This is a genomic window from Streptomyces sp. NPDC026538, assembly GCF_055567535.1.
On the sequence record NZ_JBVHQG010000003.1, the window covers coordinates 601,596 to 617,269 of the forward strand.

The following is a 15,674-nucleotide window of genomic DNA, read 5'->3' on the forward strand; positions in this document are numbered from 1 at the left end:
GCCCCGCCGGCAGGAGGATCCCTCAGTCATGAGCAGTGCCTACGCGTACGAGTACAAGGTCGTCACCTTCCGGGAGTCGCTGATCGGCGACGCGCTGGACAGCGACAAGCTGGAGAAGGTCCTCAACAAGCACGCCGAGGACGGCTGGGGCCTCAAGGCCATCACCTCCGCCGACGTCAAGGGCCGGATAGGTCCCGGCGCCGTCGAGGGCCTGCTGCTCACCTTCGAGCGCCCGCGCGGCTGACCGAGCCGGAAGCACACGAAAGCGCCCCCCGACCCGCAGTGGGTCGGGGGGCGCTTTCGTGTGAACGGGTTACTTCACCGGCTCCGGCTCCGGCGCGCTCTCCTGCTCCGCCTCGCCCGCCGGGTCGACCGGCGTCTTCACGGAGTCGAGGAGCAGCTGGGCCACGTCGACCACCGTGATGGACTCCTTGGCCTTGCCGTCGTTCTTCTTGCCGTTGACCGAGTCGGTGAGCATCACCAGGCAGAACGGGCAGGCCGTCGAGACGATGTCGGGGTTCACCGACAGCGCCTCGTCCACGCGCTCGTTGTTGATGCGTTTGCCGATGCGCTCTTCCATCCACATCCGGGCACCGCCGGCGCCACAGCAGAAGCCGCGCTCCTTGTGGCGGTGCATCTCCTCGTTGCGCAGGCCCGGGACGCTGGCGATGATCTCGCGCGGCGGCGTGTAGATCTTGTTGTGGCGGCCCAGGTAGCAGGGGTCGTGGTAGGTGATGATGCCCTCGACCGGGGTGACCGGGACCAGCTTGCCCTCGTCCACCAGGTGCTGGAGCAGCTGGGTGTGGTGGATGACCTCGTAGTCGCCGCCGAGCTGCGGGTACTCGTTGCCGATCGTGTTGAGGCAGTGCGGGCAGGTGGCGACGATCTTCTTGGCCGACTTCGGCTTGCGGGACTCCTCGGTCACCTTGCCGTCGTCGTCCGTCTCCTCGCCGAACGCCATGTTCAGCGCCATGACGTTCTCCATGCCGAGCTCCTGGAACAGGGGCTCGTTGCCCAGGCGGCGGGCGGAGTCGCCGGTGCACTTCTCGTCGCCGCCCATGATCGCGAACTTGACGCCCGCGATGTGCAGCAGCTCGGCGAAGGCCTTGGTGGTCTTCTTGGCGCGGTCCTCCAGGGAGCCGGCGCAGCCCACCCAGTAGAGGTACTCGACCTCGGTGAGGTCCTCGATGTCCTTGCCGACGACCGGGACCTCGAAGTCGACCTCCTTGAGCCACTCCAGGCGCTGCTTCTTGGCCAGGCCCCAGGGGTTGCCCTTCTTCTCCAGGTTCTTGAGCATTGTGCCCGCCTCGGAGGGGAAGGCGCTCTCGATCATCACCTGGTAGCGGCGCATGTCGACGATGTGGTCGACGTGCTCGATGTCCACCGGGCACTGCTCGACGCAGGCACCGCAGGTGGTGCAGGACCACAGCACGTCCGGGTCGATGACGCCGTTCTCCTCGGCGGTGCCGATCAGCGGCCGCTCGGCCTCCGCGAGGGCGGCGGCGGGCACCCCGGCCAGCTGCTCCTCGCTCGCCTTCTCCTCGCCCTCCATGGTCTTGCCGCCGCCCGCGAGCAGGTAGGGCGCCTTGGCGTGGGCGTTGTCGCGCAGCGACATGATCAGCAGCTTGGGGGAGAGCGGCTTGCCGGTGTTCCAGGCCGGGCACTGCGACTGGCAGCGGCCGCACTCGGTGCAGGTGGAGAAGTCCAGCAGGCCCTTCCAGGAGAACTGCTCGACCTGGGAGACGCCGAAGACGTCGTCGTCACCGGGGTCGGTGAAGTCGATCGGCCGGCCCCCGGAGGTCATCGGCAGCAGGGCGCCCAGGGAGGTCTCACCGGTGGCGTTGCGCTTGAACCAGATGTTCGGGAAGGCCAGGAAGCGGTGCCAGGCGACGCCCATGTCGGTCTTGAGGGCGACCACGATCATCCAGATGAAGGAGGTCGCGATCTTCAGGCCGGCGAAGAAGTAGGTGAGGTTCTGGAGCGTGGAGACGTTCATGCCCCCGAGCCAGTGGACCACCGGGTAGGAGATGAAGAAGGAGGCCTCGTAGGAGTCCACGTGGTGCTGGGCGCCCTCCAGGGCGTGCAGCATGAAGATGCAGACGCCGACGATCAGGATGACCGTCTCGACGAAGTACGCCTGGCCGAAGTTGGAGCCGGCGAAGCGGGACTTGCGGCCGGGCCGGTTCGGCTTGCTCAGCTGGCGGATGACGATCAGCACCAGGATGCCGAGGACCGTCATGGTGCCGATGAACTCGACGAAGACGTTGTACGGCGCCCACTCGCCGATGACCGGCAGCAGCCAGTCGGCCTGGAACAGCTGGCCGATGGCGTTGACGATCGTCAGCAGCAGCGAGAAGAAGCCGACCGCGACGAACCAGTGCGCCACGCCGACGATGCCCCACCGGTTCATCCGGGTGTGGCCGAGGAACTCCCTGACCACCGTGACGGTCCGCTGCACGGGCTCGTCGGTACGGGTGCCGGCGGGCACGTTCTGGCCGAGCCGCATGAAGTTGTAGATCTGCAGGACGGCGCGGGCGAACAACGCCACGCCGACCACGATCAGAACCAGCGACACGATGATCGCGGCGAGTTGCATGGGGGCTCCTCGGGCCTGCGAGGGGTCTCTTCGGGTCTCTACGCGAGGGTGCCCGAAATTACTAAGCGGTAACTTATGCAGTCGGTCTGAGACTACCCGCATCTTTACTCGCACTGTAGTCAGGTGCGGGGTGATCTGAATCGCTGAGGTGTGCCTGACCTGCCGCTGCCTTGCGGCGGCAAAGTGATCGTGTTATTCGTGTTACTCGTACGGAATTGTTACATTTAGGTCTAATTTAGACCTGTGCTCTACGGGATCGCCGCCGCCACCACCGCCCTGCTGCTCGCCGCCGTCCTCGCCGCGCTGATCCGGCCGCTCGCGCTGCGGCTGGGGCTCGTCGACCGCCGGCGGGCGCGCCCCGTCCCGGTGCTCGGCGGGTTCGCCGTCGTGGGCGCCACCTGTCTGGTCGCCGGTGCCGGCGACTGGAGCGGGGTCGCCCCGCTCGGTACCGGGGTCGGGGAGCTGCTGGTCGCGGGGGGAGCCGTGGCGCTCCTCGGGCTGGTCGCCGACGTGTGGCGGCTGAAGACCCGGTTCCTGCTCTTCGGTACGGCCGTGGCGGCCGCGTGTGTGGTGCCGTACGGGGAGTTCGGGGTGGGCGAAGGGCTGCTCGGGGTCGGCTGGATCGCCTTCGTCGCCGTCGCCTTCAAGGGGCTCGACCACGCGGACGGACTGGCCGGGACCGTGGGGGTGATCACCGCCTTCGGGGTGGGGGCCTGCGCCGCCGCCGAGGTCATGGACGGGCTGGCCGTGCTGCTGAGCGTGCTCGCGGCGGCGCTCACCGGGTTCCTCATGCACAACTGGCACCCCGCGCGGATCGCGCTGGGCGCCACCGGCTCGCTGTTCGCCGGGTTCGTGCTGGCCGCGGCCGCGCTGATCACCCGGACCGGGTACGACCCCGGTGCCAGCGCGGGCGTGCTGTTCGCGCTCACCGCCGTCGCGAGCGCCGACGTCCTGCTCGTCGTGCTGTCGCGGCTGCTCGCCGGGCGGCCGGTGCTGCGGCGCGGGCCCGACCATCTCGCCCACCGGCTGCGGCGGCTCGGGCTCACCCCGCCGGGCGCGACCGTCGTCCTCGGCGCCGGAGCCTTCGCGGGGGTGCTCGTGGGGGTGCTCGTGCATGGTGGCTGGGTCGGGCGGACAGGCGCCACATGCGTCGCCTGCGTCACCGTCAGCGTCGTGCTGCTACTCCTTCGGGTGCCGGTGTACGGGCCTCGGCGTCTGGAGTCCACGCAGGTCAGCGGGCACTTGCGTGTAAGGAACGGATAAGAGTTGAGCCTTGACGACTCAGGTCTGTTGACCCCTGGCCGGGCTTGATGCACACTTGAGTCCGTTCCACTCAAGTCAGCTGGAGGAAATCACCATGGCACGTGCGGTCGGCATCGACCTGGGCACGACTAACTCTGTCGTCAGCGTTCTTGAAGGCGGCGAGCCCACCGTCATCACCAACGCCGAGGGTGCCCGGACCACGCCGTCCGTCGTCGCCTTCGCCAAGAACGGCGAGGTTCTGGTCGGCGAGGTCGCCAAGCGCCAGGCGGTCACCAACGTGGACCGCACCATCCGGTCCGTGAAGCGTCACATGGGCACCGACTGGAAGATCCAGCTGGACGGGAAGGACTTCAACCCGCAGCAGATCTCCGCGTTCATCCTGCAGAAGCTGAAGCGGGACGCGGAGGCCTACCTGGGTGAGAAGGTGACCGACGCGGTCATCACCGTCCCGGCCTACTTCAACGACTCCGAGCGCCAGGCGACGAAGGAGGCCGGCGAGATCGCGGGCCTGAACGTCCTGCGTATCGTCAACGAGCCCACCGCGGCCGCGCTCGCCTACGGCCTCGACAAGGACGACCAGACGATCCTCGTCTTCGACCTCGGTGGCGGCACCTTCGACGTGTCCCTCCTGGAGATCGGCGACGGCGTCGTCGAGGTGAAGGCCACCAACGGCGACAACCACCTCGGTGGTGACGACTGGGACCAGCGCGTCGTCGACTACCTGGTCAAGCAGTTCGCGGCCGGCCACGGCGTGGACCTCGGCAAGGACAAGATGGCCCTCCAGCGCCTCCGCGAGGCCGCCGAGAAGGCCAAGATCGAGCTGTCCAGCTCCACCGAGACCTCGATCAACCTGCCCTACATCACCGCCTCCGCCGAGGGCCCCCTGCACCTCGACGAGAAGCTCACCCGCGCCCAGTTCCAGCAGCTGACCGCGGACCTCCTGGAGCGCTGCAAGACGCCGTTCCACAACGTCATCAAGGACGCCGGCATCCAGCTCGGCGAGATCGACCACGTGGTCCTCGTCGGCGGCTCCACCCGTATGCCCGCCGTCGCCGAGCTCGTCAAGGAGCTGACCGGCGGAAAGGACGCCAACAAGGGCGTCAACCCGGACGAGGTCGTCGCCATCGGCGCCGCCCTCCAGGCCGGTGTCCTCAAGGGTGAGGTCAAGGACGTCCTGCTCCTCGACGTGACCCCGCTGTCCCTCGGTATCGAGACCAAGGGCGGCATCATGACCAAGCTCATCGAGCGGAACACGACGATCCCGACCAAGCGGTCCGAGATCTTCACCACCGCCGAGGACAACCAGCCCTCCGTCCAGATCCAGGTCTACCAGGGCGAGCGCGAGATCGCGGCGTACAACAAGAAGCTCGGCATGTTCGAGCTGACCGGTCTGCCGCCGGCCCCGCGCGGTGTCCCGCAGATCGAGGTCGCCTTCGACATCGACGCCAACGGCATCATGCACGTCACGGCCAAGGACCTCGGCACGGGCAAGGAGCAGAAGATGACCGTCACCGGCGGCTCCTCGCTGCCGAAGGACGAGGTCGACCGGATGCGCCAGGAGGCCGAGCAGTACGCGGAGGAGGACCACCGCCGCCGCGAGGCCGCCGAGACCCGCAACCAGGGCGAGCAGCTCGTCTACCAGACCGAGAAGTTCCTCAAGGACAACGAGGACAAGGTCCCGGGCGAGATCAAGACCGAGGTCGAGGAGTCCATCGCGGAGCTGAAGGAGACGCTCAAGGGCGAGGACACCGCCGAGATCCGCACCGCCACCGAGAAGGTCGCGGCCGTCTCCCAGAAGCTCGGCCAGGCCATGTACGCCGACGCCCAGGCCTCGCAGGCCGCCGCCGGCGGTCCCGCCGGTGAGGCCGCCGGTGACGCCGACGACGTGGTGGACGCCGAGATCGTCGACGACGAGCGCAAGGACGGTGCCGCGTGACGGAGGAGACCCCGGGCTTCGAGGAGAAGCCCGACGTCCCCTCCGGCGCCACCTCCGACGACGCCGAGCCGAAGGCCGCTCCCGCACAGGGGGCGGCCCCGGCCGGGGACGCAAACGCAGCAGAGCTGACCGGTCTGACGGCCCAGCTGGACCAGGTGCGCACCGCGCTCGGCGAGCGCACCGCGGACCTCCAGCGCCTCCAGGCCGAGTACCAGAACTACCGCCGCCGGGTGGACCGCGACCGGATCACGGTCCGGGAGATCGCCATCGCGAACCTCCTGACCGAACTCCTGCCGGTGCTCGACGACATCGGCCGGGCACGGGAACACGGCGAACTGGTCGGCGGTTTCAAGTCGGTGGCCGAGTCGCTCGAAACGGTCGCGGCGAAGATGGGCCTGCAGCAGTTCGGCAAGGAGGGCGAGCCCTTCGACCCGACGATCCACGAGGCGCTGATGCACAGCTACGCGCCGGACGTCACCGAGACGACGTGCGTGGCGATTCTGCAGCCCGGGTATCGCATCGGCGAGCGCACCATCCGCCCCGCGCGGGTGGCGGTCGCCGAACCGCAGCCGGGAGCGACCCCGGTGAAGGCCGAGGGGACCGAAGAGGCCGCCGCGGCCGGCGACGAGAAGGACAACGGCCCTGAGGAGGGCTGACGTAATAAGTACCGAGCGGAAGGAGGGGCGTCGGGGATGAGCACCAAGGACTTCATCGAGAAGGACTACTACAAGGTCCTCGGCGTCCCCAAGGACGCCACCGAGGCCGAGATCAAGAAGGCGTACCGGAAGCTCGCCCGCGAGTTCCACCCGGACGCCAACAAGGGCAACGCCAAGGCCGAGGAGCGCTTCAAGGAGATCTCCGAGGCGAACGACGTGCTCGGTGACCCCAAGAAGCGCAAGGAGTACGACGAGGCACGCGCCCTCTTCGGCAACGGCGGCTTCCGCCCGGGGCCGGGCGCGGGCGGCGGCAACTTCAACTTCGACCTGGGCGACCTCTTCGGGGGCACCGCGCAACAGCAGGGCGGGGGCGGTTTCGGCGGGGGCTTCGGCGACGTCCTGGGGGGCCTGTTCAACCGGGGCGGCGGCGCGGGCACGCGCACCCAGCCCCGGCGCGGCCAGGACATCGAGTCCGAGGTCACGCTGAGCTTCACGGAGGCCATCGAGGGCGCCACGGTCCCGCTGCGGATGTCCTCGCAGGCCCCCTGCAAGGCCTGTTCGGGCACCGGCGACAAGAACGGCACCCCGCGGGTGTGCCCGACCTGCGTCGGCACCGGCCAGGTGGCGCGGGGATCCGGCGGCGGCTTCTCGCTCACCGACCCCTGCCCGGACTGCAAGGGCCGCGGCCTGATCGCGGAACACCCCTGCCTCGACTGCAAGGGCAGCGGGCGCGCCAAGTCGTCCCGGACCATGCAGGTCCGCATCCCCGCCGGGGTGACGGACGGCCAGCGGATCCGGCTGCGCGGCAAGGGCGCGCCGGGCGAGCGCGGCGGTCCCGCGGGCGACCTGTACGTCATGGTCCACGTCGACACCCACCCGGTGTTCGGCCGCAAGGAGGACAACCTCACGGTGACCGTCCCGGTGACCTTCACCGAGGCGGCGCTCGGCGGCGAGGTCAGGGTGCCCACCCTGGGCGGACCGCCGGTCACCCTGAAGCTGCCCCCGGGCACGCCCAACGGCCGGACCATGCGTGCCCGTGGCAAGGGTGCGGTCCGCAAGGACGGCACCCGCGGCGACCTCCTGGTCACCGTCGAGGTGAGTGTCCCGAAGGACCTGTCGGGGAATGCTCGTGACGCACTGGAGGCGTATCGCGAGGCGACCGCGGGTGAGGACCCGCGTGCCGAGCTGTTCGAGGCCGCGAAGGGAGCATGACTGAGATGGACGGCCGTCGACGCAGTGACAATTTCCGCGGGCCGTATGAACTGACCGAGGAGACCCCGGTCTACGTCATCTCGGTGGCCGCCCAGCTCTCCGGACTGCACCCGCAGACGCTGCGCCAGTACGACCGCCTGGGCCTGGTCTCCCCGGACCGCACGGCCGGGCGGGGCCGGCGCTACTCGGCCCGCGACATCGAACTGCTCCGCCAGGTGCAGGCGTTGTCGCAGGACGAGGGCATCAACCTGGCCGGCATCAAGCGCATCATCGAACTGGAGAACCAGGTCGCCGCGCTCCAGGCCCGCGTGGCCGAGATGGAAGCGGCCCTGGACGGCGCGGCGGCCGCGATGCGGCAGCGCGAAGCGGCGGTACACGCCTCGTACCGCCGTGACCTGGTCCCGTACCAGGAGGTCCAGCAGACCAGCGCGCTGGTCGTGTGGCGGCCGAAGAAGGCCAAGGACTAGCGGTACCCGCGCGAAGGGGCCCGGAGGTGGTGAACCTCCGGGCCCCTTTTGCCTGCGCTCAGAGTCAGAAGTCCCAGATGCCGTACGCCGCCGACGTGATGGCGGCCTCGGCGCCCGAGGCGTCCAGGCGGACGACGCGGTAGTAGTAGAGGCCCAGCGAGTCCCCGGACACCGTGGTGTCCATGTAGTACGCGGTGTTGCCCGTAGGGCCCTCGGACAGGGTGACGTAGGAGGCCGCGGCCGGGTCCCAGCGCTCCACCCGGTAGGCGGCGAACCGGGAGCAGTCGCCGAGGCCGGAGCTCGCGGAGCAGTTCACGTACAGCTCCGGGTAACGGTCCGCACGGATCTCGGTCTTTGTCCAGCCGGGCGGCCGGGTGTCGGGCAGGGTGACCGAGACGGTGGTGGTGTGGAAGAAGTCGGGGCCCTCGTTCTCGTACAGGTGGAAACCGTCCGCGGCGGCCACGCGGTAGACGTGGGTGGCGCCGTCGGGGACGGTCGGGCAGACAATCCCGGTGGCTGCGGAGTTCGAGGTCCAGCAGTTCTTCTTCCAGACCGTCTCGCCGGTGTCCGGGTCGGTCATGCCCTGCCATACGTAGTACTCGGTGACGTCGTCGTCAGCGGGCGGTGTCCAGGTCAGGCGGACGCCCAGGGGGACGGGTTCGGCCGTCAGGTTCTCCACCGGAGCCGGGCGCACGGTGTCCGGCGTGGTCGCCGTGGCGGCCGGACCGGGCCGCGACTCGTGGCCGTACGGGTCGATCGTCACGACCGTGTAGTCGTACGTCGTCTCGGACGCGCCGGAGACGTCCCAGCAGACGCCGTTGATCTGCCGGTCCCCGGCGTACGCGGGGGCGTCGTCGCCGGTCCAGGTCCAATACGTCTCGGGATCCGCCGGCGGCAGGTCCTGCGAGTTGTTCGGCTTGCACCCGGTCACGGTGCTGCTGACGCCGGTCGCCTTGTCGGTGCGGACGATCCGGTAGGTGAGCAGCGGCCGGTCCTCGCCGAAGGTCCACGGGTCCGCGCTGCTCCACTCGACCATCACGCCCTCGTCGAACCGGTTCGCGGTGGTCCGGAACGCGGGGACGGCCTCGGTGCGGTCCGCCATCGTCAGCGTGACCTCCACCGGGGCCGCCGCGTTGCCCTGCGCGTCCACCGAGCGCACCGCGTACCGGTAGCTGTCGGCGACCGCGAGTTGCTGGAGCGGGACGACGTCGGTGTCCTTCGTGGTGTGGACGGCGGTGCCGGTGCCGGGCAGGGCGTCGACATAGCCGCCGGTCGCCGGGTCGTACTGGAGGACCTGGTAGGAGGCGGCGCCGTCGACCGGGGACCACACCAGGTGGGGCACGCCCGAGCGGTACCCGGACCGGGCGTCGGCCGCGGTCGCCGGAGGCGTCAGGTCGCTGGTGGTGAACGTGGTGGCGGCCGAGTACACGGACCAGTTCCCGGCGGCGTCGCGGGCCCGGCCCCGGTAGGTCACCTTGCTGCCGTCGGCCGGGTAACCGGTGTCGCAGATGGCGCCCTTGGCGCCGGTGTACACGGTGGTCCAGGCGCCGGTGACGGGGTTCCGTCGCTGCATCTCGTACCACGCGATGTCCGCCGCGTTCTCCGCGGTCGTGACGAGTTCCGGGGCCGCGTAGGGCTGGTCGGACGGGCACCCGTCCATCTCGACGAACGGCGCGGCCGGCGGGGTCTTGTCGGGGGTCGTGACGCCCAGATCGGCGCTGCCGGGGGACTGGTTGCCCGCCTTGTCGTGGGCGCGGACCTCGTAGTAGTAGGTGGCGCCGGTCTTCGGCGGGGTGTCGGTGTACGTGGCGGAGGCGGTCGTGGCCAGCGGCTTGCTGCCGAAGGAGCCGCCCTTGATCCGCCGGTAGACCCGGTAGCCGGCGAGGTCCAACTCCTTGTTCTTCGACCAGGTGAGCTTCGCCCTGCCGGCGGCCGTGTCGTACGAGACCGATGTCCCGCTCGGCGCGAGCGGCTTGACCTTGTCCACGGCGGCCGAAGTCCTCGGCGTGTACGTGAACTTGACCTTGGCGGCGCCGGTCCAGTTGGCGTAGTCGATCCGCAGGGTGTGCCGGCCCTTGGGGACGGTGACGTTGACGGTCTTGGTCACCGTCCTGCTGGTGTTCTTCCACAGGTCGACCTTGCGGCCGCCGTCGACGTACACCCGGATGCCGTCGAGTCCGGAGACGGCGAGGGCGAAGGGGCCGCCGGAGCCGAAGTCGCGGGTCACCGTCCAGCGGACGCCGAAGTTGTCCTTGGGCAGGCCGGAGGCGGGGGCGCCGCTCCAGCTCTCGCTGATCGCGGAGTCGCAGGCGGTCTTCTTCGGGGTGCCCTTGAACGTGGTGTTCGCGAACAGCTGCCGCTTGTAGACCGGTGCGGTGCAGGTCGTCGTGGCCGCCGAGGCGGACACGGTGGCGCCGCCGAGCAGGGTGCCGGCGGTGGCGAGCACCACGGCGCCGGCCGCGGTGCGTCTGGCTGACTTCATTCGATCCTCTGGTCGTTCCCGTTACGACGGAGATGGCCGTTGCGGATGTCGACTCATGAGGAAAGGAGTTGGTTGTACTGATCTTTGCCTGCCCGTGAACTCCCTTTGGATGGAGGGTCCGTAAAGAGTGTTTGCAGACGATTCCGCTTAGCCTTCACAGGTGCAGCGGAGGGTAGTGTTGCGCACTCGTTAAGTAGTTCCGCTTGACGCCGGGTGTGGCGTACGCGTTGTCTTTTCAGACATCTGGGTCGCAAGCAGCCCCATGTCCGGAACGCACCTGAAGTGAGCCCCCGAATGCGTCGTATAGCCATGTTTGTGGCCGCGTCCACGATGACCCTCTCGCTCGCCGGCTGCGGCGTGTTCAACGCGACGGGATCGTCGACCACCGCGACCCCCACCAAGGGCAACGACATCACGGTGGGTGTGCTGATGCCGGACATCATCAACACCCGGTACAAGAACTTCGACTACCCGATCATGAAGGCCAAGATCGCCGAGCTCACCAACAAGCAGGGCAAGGTCGACTACGAGAACGCCGGGTCCATCGCCTCCAAGCAGGCCGAGCAGATGCAGAAGATGATCGACGACAAGGTCGACGTCATCGTCCTGGACTCGGTCGACTCGCACGCCATCGCGCCCACGGTGAAGAAGGCCAAGGACGCGGGCATCCCGGTCATCGCCTACGACCGCCTCGCCGAGGGCCCGATCGACGCCTATGTCTCCTTCGACAACGAGCTGGTGGGCGAGGTGCAGGCTCGTACGCTCCTGGAGGGCCTCGGGTCGAACGTCGACACCTCCGACAAGGTCATCATGATCAACGGCTCGCCGACTGACCCGAACGCCAAGCAGTTCAAGACGGGCGCCCTGTCCGAGCTGACCGGCAAGGTGACGATTCCGGACGGCGCCATGTTCGACACCAAGGACTGGGACCCGCCGACCGCCGGGAAGGAGACCACCAAGGCGATCGACGCGATCGGCAAGGACAACGTCGCCGGCGTCTACTCCGCGAACGACGCGATGGCGGGCGAGATCATCAAGTCCCTCAAGGCGGCCGGCATCACCAACCTGCCGCCGGTCACCGGCCAGGACGCGGACCTCGACGCCATTCAGCGGATCCTCATCGGCGAGCAGTACATGACCGTCTACAAGCCCTACCCGGACGAGGCCGAGGCCGCCGCCCAGATGGCCGTCTACAAGGTGCAGGGCAAGGACATCCAGTTCGACGCGCTCACCCAGGACCAGGTCGACAGCCCGACCACCAAGGACATCCCGGCCCAGCTGGTGCAGGTCAACGCCGTGACGAAGAGCAAGATCAAGGACACCGTCGTCGCGGACGGCATCTACAAGATCTCGCAGATCTGCACGGCCGACTACAAGTCGGCGTGCGCGGCGGCGGGCCTCAAGTAGGCCCCGCCGCGGCGGGCGGCCCCGGTCCGCACCGGCCCCCGCCCGGCCCGCGAGCGCTGGGGCCTGTCCGACCATTCCCGTCTGCCTCGCCCTCCGGGCGACGACGGGAATGGTCGGACAGGCCCTAGGCGACCCTGGTGAACTCCACCGTCACCTCGGGAGTTCCAGCGGGGACCCCTCGGTAGATCCCCTTGTGGGGCGTGACGTCGTCGTAGTCCCGTCCCCGGGCCACCACCACGTGGGACTCGTCGACCCGTACCCGGTTCGTCGGGTCGTAGCCGCACCAGTCACCCGCCCAGTACTCGATCCAGGCGTGGCTCTGCCCGGCGACGGGACGGTGCAGCTCCGCCTCCCGCTCCGGGTGCAGATACCCCGAGACGTACCGGGCGGGCAGCCCCAGCCCCCGCAGCAGGGCGATCGTCAGATGCGTGATGTCCTGGCACACCCCCGCCCGCTGGGCCCACGCCTCGGCCGGTGACGTGTTCACACTGGTGGCCCCCGGCAGGTAGGCCACCCGGTCGGCCACCATCCCGGAGACGGCCACTGCGGCCTCGTGCGGCCCCAGCCCGGCCGCGGCCTCCCGCGCCTTCTTCACCAGCTTCTTCGGCACCGTCGTCCGGGACGTCCCGGTCACGAACTCCGACAGACGTGACCCGCCCGCCCGTCCGGTCACCTCCGCCCAGGCCGGCGGCTCCGGGAACGGCCCCGGCGCCGAGGTCTCCACCAGGCTCGACGCCGTGATGGTCAGATCCTCGTGCGGCTCCAGCAGATCGAACCCAGTGACCTGGGTCCCCCAGTAGTCCCAGTACGACCAGACGGTGGTCGCCGGCGTGACGGTGACCCGCGCGTCCAGCGTGGTCTGCCCCGGCAGGGTCAGCGGGGTCATCCGGACCTCGTTGTGCGAGGAGGCCGCGGGCCGGGCGTACGCGACGCGGGTGACGTGCCGGATCCGGAGGCGACGAGCCATGTCAGGCTCCTTCCTGGGCCCACTCGACGGGCCCCTGGTACGGGAAGAACCGTTCCGCCACCGCGTCGGCGGACGCCATGCAGGCCTGCTGCAGATCCCGCAGCAGCACCGGGAGCTGGTCCTCCAGGGTGTGCGTGTCCAGGTACTCCAGCCGGGTCCGCAGCCGCCCGACCGGCGACCGCGCCGGGTCCTGGCGCGGCCGGCCGAGAGCGGCCAGACACTCCTCCGCCGTGGTCAGGGCGTGCAGCACCGAGCGCGGGAAGTCCCGGTCCAGGAGCAGGAACCCGGCCACTCTCGGGGTGTCCCCGAACCCGCTGTGCACCCGCGCGTAGGCCTCGTCGGCGCCGCTCGCGCTGAGCAGCGTCGGCCAGTCCGGCGCGTGCGCCGCGTCCAGCACGCGCACCGACAGCAGCCGTACGGTCATGTCCACCCGCTCCAGGCTGCGGCCGAGGACGACGAACCGCCAGCTGTCGTCGCGGCTCATGGTGGAGTCGGCGAGGCCGAAGAAGAGGGCGGCCCGGCGCCGTACCAGCTCCAGGTAGGAGTACGGGCCGGTGCGGCGGGCCGCCAGGCGCTGCCCGGCCAGGGCGTGCCAGGTGGAGTTGAGGCACTCCCACATCTCGGAGGAGACGGACTCACGGGCGCTGCGCGCGTTCCGGCGGGCGGCGCCCAGCGCCCCCTCGATCGCCCCCGTCGAGCGGGCGTCGAAGGCGAGCTGCTCCAGGACCTGCTGCATGTCCACGGGCTCCGGGCCGGCGTCGACACCGAGGATCGCGTACAGCGACCGGCAGGCGGTGTCCTCGTCGCGCCAGGGGACCTCCAGCATCCGGTGCAGGTAGGCGTCGAGGATGCGGCCGGTGGCGTCGGCGCGCTCGACGTACCGTCCGGTCCAGGTCAGTGCCTCGGCGATACGGGAGAGGATCACGTCGCTCACTGCTGGTGCGCTCCTTCCGGTACGTCGGGACGGATGCCGTCGGGGCCCAGGCGGCGCGGGGCGATCTCCGGGACGGCGCCGGCCGGGGCGGGCGCGGGCCGCTCGGCGGGACCCTCGGCGAGCACCCAGGTGTCCTTGGAGCCGCCGCCCTGGCTGGAGTTGACGATCAGGTTGCCCTCCTGGAGGGCGACCCGGGTCAGTCCGCCGGGCAGCACCCAGATGTCGTCGCCGTCGTTCACGGCGAACGGGCGCAGGTCAATGTGGCGGGGTGCCATGCGTTCACCCGCGAGGGTGGGGGAGGTGGAGAGGGCGACCGGACGCTGCGCGATGAAGCCGCGCGGGTCGGCGAGGACGGCTTTGCGAGTGCGTTCCAGTGTCTCGGCGTCGGCCTTCGGCCCGATCACGATGCCCTGTCCGCCGGCGCCGTCGACGGGCTTTATGACCAGCTGGTCGAGCTGGTCCAGGACCGCCGCCAACTGGCCCGGTTCATCGGGGCGGTAGGACTCCACATTGGGGAGAATCGGTTCCTCGCCGAGGTAGTAGCGGATGAGGTCCGGGACGTAGGTGTAGAGGAGTTTGTCGTCCGCGATACCGTTGCCTACGGCGTTCGCGAGTGTGACGTGACCGGCGATGGCGGCGTTCAGGATGCCGGGACAGCCGATCACCGAGTCGGGGCGGAAATGGAGCGGGTCGAGGAAGTCGTCGTCGAGGCGCCGGTATACGACGTGCACGGGCACCTCGCCGCGGGTGGTCCGCATCCACACCCGGTTGTTGCGGCACACCAGGTCGTGGCCCTCGACCAGCTGCACGCCCATCAGCCGGGCCAGCAGGGCGTGTTCGAAGTAGGCCGCGTTGCCCGGCCCCGGGGTGAGCACCACGACCCGGGGGTCGCCGGCCGCCCCGCCGGGCGCGGCGGCGCGCAGCGCGGCGAGCAGCCGCCCGGCGTACCCGTCCACCGGCAGCACGTGCTGCTCGGCGAAGAGCGAGGGGAAGATCCGGGTCATCGCCCGCCGGTTCTCGATGACGTACGACACCCCGCTCGGCACCCGCACGTTGTCCTCGAGGACCCGGAACTCGCCGGCCTCGTCCCGCACCAGGTCGATTCCGGCCACGTGGATGCGCACCCCGCCGGGCGGTTCCACCGCGTGCGCCGCCCGGTGGAAGTGGGGCGAGGACAGCAGCAGCCGCCAGGGCACCACCCCGTCCTCGAAGGCCCGGGCGTGCCCGTAGGCGTCCGCGAGATAGGCCTCCAGGGCTCTGACGCGCTGGGCGACGCCTCTGCGTACGAGATCCCATTCCAGGGCGTCGAGGATCCTGGGCACCAGGTCCAGCGGCCAGGGCCGCTCCTCGCCCGCGAAGGCGTAGGTCACACCGCGGTCGGTGAAGGCACGGGCCATCTGGTCGGCCCGGAAGCGCAGTTCACTCGGCTCGATCGGCTGGAGTGCCGCCAGTACCGGCTCGTAGGCGGTCCTGACCTCACCCGGCCGCACAAACATCTCGTCCCACGCGTCGGCCAACGCGTACGCGTCAAATATGTCCGCCATGAAGGGACGTTAGAGCGGGCACGTAACACGGTGATCACCGGCGGATTTCGGGGATTCGCCAGGTCCCCGCGTGACGTGCCCGCGAGCGGCCCTCCCCGCAACGCGCCTCCCCCGTGGACGCGTTGCGGGGGCCCCGGGACCGATCGGGGGAGGCCGGACCGGGGCCCCTCCGGGTGTCCGGCGAACACCCGCGGGAAGCGGTGTCCACGA

The 15,674-nt window shown here is 69.8% G+C and carries 12 protein-coding genes; 7 read left to right on the plus strand and 5 right to left on the minus strand.

Going from position 1 to position 15,674, the window contains the following annotated elements; all coding sequences use genetic code 11:
• The first annotated feature begins 28 nt into the window (after nt 1–28).
• Nucleotides 29–244, plus strand: a complete 216-nt coding sequence (locus ACZ4N4_RS15825; protein WP_352222334.1) for a DUF4177 domain-containing protein — start codon at nt 29–31, stop codon at nt 242–244.
• Between the two features lie 69 nt (nt 245–313).
• Here ACZ4N4_RS15825 and ACZ4N4_RS15830 read toward each other — a convergent pair whose 3' ends face one another.
• A complete protein-coding gene (locus ACZ4N4_RS15830) occupies nt 314–2,596 on the minus strand; it encodes a (Fe-S)-binding protein (protein ID WP_467588718.1) in 2,283 nt (760 codons plus the stop codon).
• Between the two features lie 243 nt (nt 2,597–2,839).
• Between ACZ4N4_RS15830 and ACZ4N4_RS15835 the strand changes: the two genes are divergently transcribed.
• From ACZ4N4_RS15835 to ACZ4N4_RS15855, 5 genes are all read left to right on the plus strand, one after another.
• Nucleotides 2,840–3,859, plus strand: a complete 1,020-nt coding sequence (locus ACZ4N4_RS15835; RefSeq protein ID WP_453578097.1) for an MraY family glycosyltransferase — start codon at nt 2,840–2,842, stop codon at nt 3,857–3,859.
• Nucleotides 3,860–3,953: 94 nt separating this feature from the next.
• Nucleotides 3,954–5,795 (plus strand): molecular chaperone DnaK, encoded by a 1,842-nt coding sequence (gene dnaK, locus ACZ4N4_RS15840; protein ID WP_467588721.1) that lies wholly within the window; start codon nt 3,954–3,956, stop codon nt 5,793–5,795.
• Nucleotides 5,792–6,451 carry a nucleotide exchange factor GrpE gene (gene grpE / locus ACZ4N4_RS15845; RefSeq protein ID WP_467588724.1) on the plus strand — a complete coding sequence of 220 codons (660 nt, stop codon included), beginning with the start codon at nt 5,792–5,794 and terminating at the stop codon, nt 6,449–6,451. The genes dnaK and grpE overlap by 4 nt, the downstream gene beginning before the upstream one ends.
• A gap of 36 nt (nt 6,452–6,487) precedes the next feature.
• Nucleotides 6,488–7,663, plus strand: coding sequence for a molecular chaperone DnaJ (dnaJ, locus tag ACZ4N4_RS15850; RefSeq protein ID WP_453578106.1), 1,176 nt, complete (start codon nt 6,488–6,490; stop codon nt 7,661–7,663).
• A 5-nt stretch (nt 7,664–7,668) separates the two neighbouring features.
• On the plus strand, nt 7,669–8,130 hold the full coding sequence (locus ACZ4N4_RS15855; protein WP_362574813.1) for a heat shock protein transcriptional repressor HspR: 462 nt from the start codon (nt 7,669–7,671) through the stop codon (nt 8,128–8,130).
• Nucleotides 8,131–8,194: 64 nt separating this feature from the next.
• On the opposite strand, the gene ACZ4N4_RS15860 is transcribed toward ACZ4N4_RS15855, so the two are convergent.
• Nucleotides 8,195–10,612, minus strand: coding sequence for a PA14 domain-containing protein (locus ACZ4N4_RS15860; RefSeq protein WP_467588728.1), 2,418 nt, complete (start codon nt 10,610–10,612; stop codon nt 8,195–8,197).
• 294 nt (nt 10,613–10,906) lie between these two features.
• On the opposite strand from ACZ4N4_RS15860, the gene ACZ4N4_RS15865 reads away from it, so the two are divergent.
• Nucleotides 10,907–12,019 carry a sugar ABC transporter substrate-binding protein gene (locus ACZ4N4_RS15865; protein ID WP_453578112.1) on the plus strand — a complete coding sequence of 371 codons (1,113 nt, stop codon included), beginning with the start codon at nt 10,907–10,909 and terminating at the stop codon, nt 12,017–12,019.
• 124 nt (nt 12,020–12,143) lie between these two features.
• On the opposite strand, the gene ACZ4N4_RS15870 is transcribed toward ACZ4N4_RS15865, so the two are convergent.
• From ACZ4N4_RS15870 to ACZ4N4_RS15880, 3 genes are read right to left on the minus strand one after another with little or no spacing between them, the layout of a single operon-like run.
• Nucleotides 12,144–12,986: a transglutaminase family protein gene (locus tag ACZ4N4_RS15870; RefSeq protein WP_467588732.1), complete on the minus strand. Its 843-nt coding sequence runs from the start codon at nt 12,984–12,986 to the stop codon at nt 12,144–12,146.
• 1 nt (nt 12,987) lies between these two features.
• Nucleotides 12,988–13,920, minus strand: coding sequence for an alpha-E domain-containing protein (locus ACZ4N4_RS15875; protein WP_453570533.1), 933 nt, complete (start codon nt 13,918–13,920; stop codon nt 12,988–12,990).
• Nucleotides 13,917–15,464, minus strand: coding sequence for a circularly permuted type 2 ATP-grasp protein (locus tag ACZ4N4_RS15880; protein WP_453570531.1), 1,548 nt, complete (start codon nt 15,462–15,464; stop codon nt 13,917–13,919). The genes ACZ4N4_RS15875 and ACZ4N4_RS15880 overlap by 4 nt, the downstream gene beginning before the upstream one ends.
• Nucleotides 15,465–15,674 lie beyond the last annotated feature (210 nt).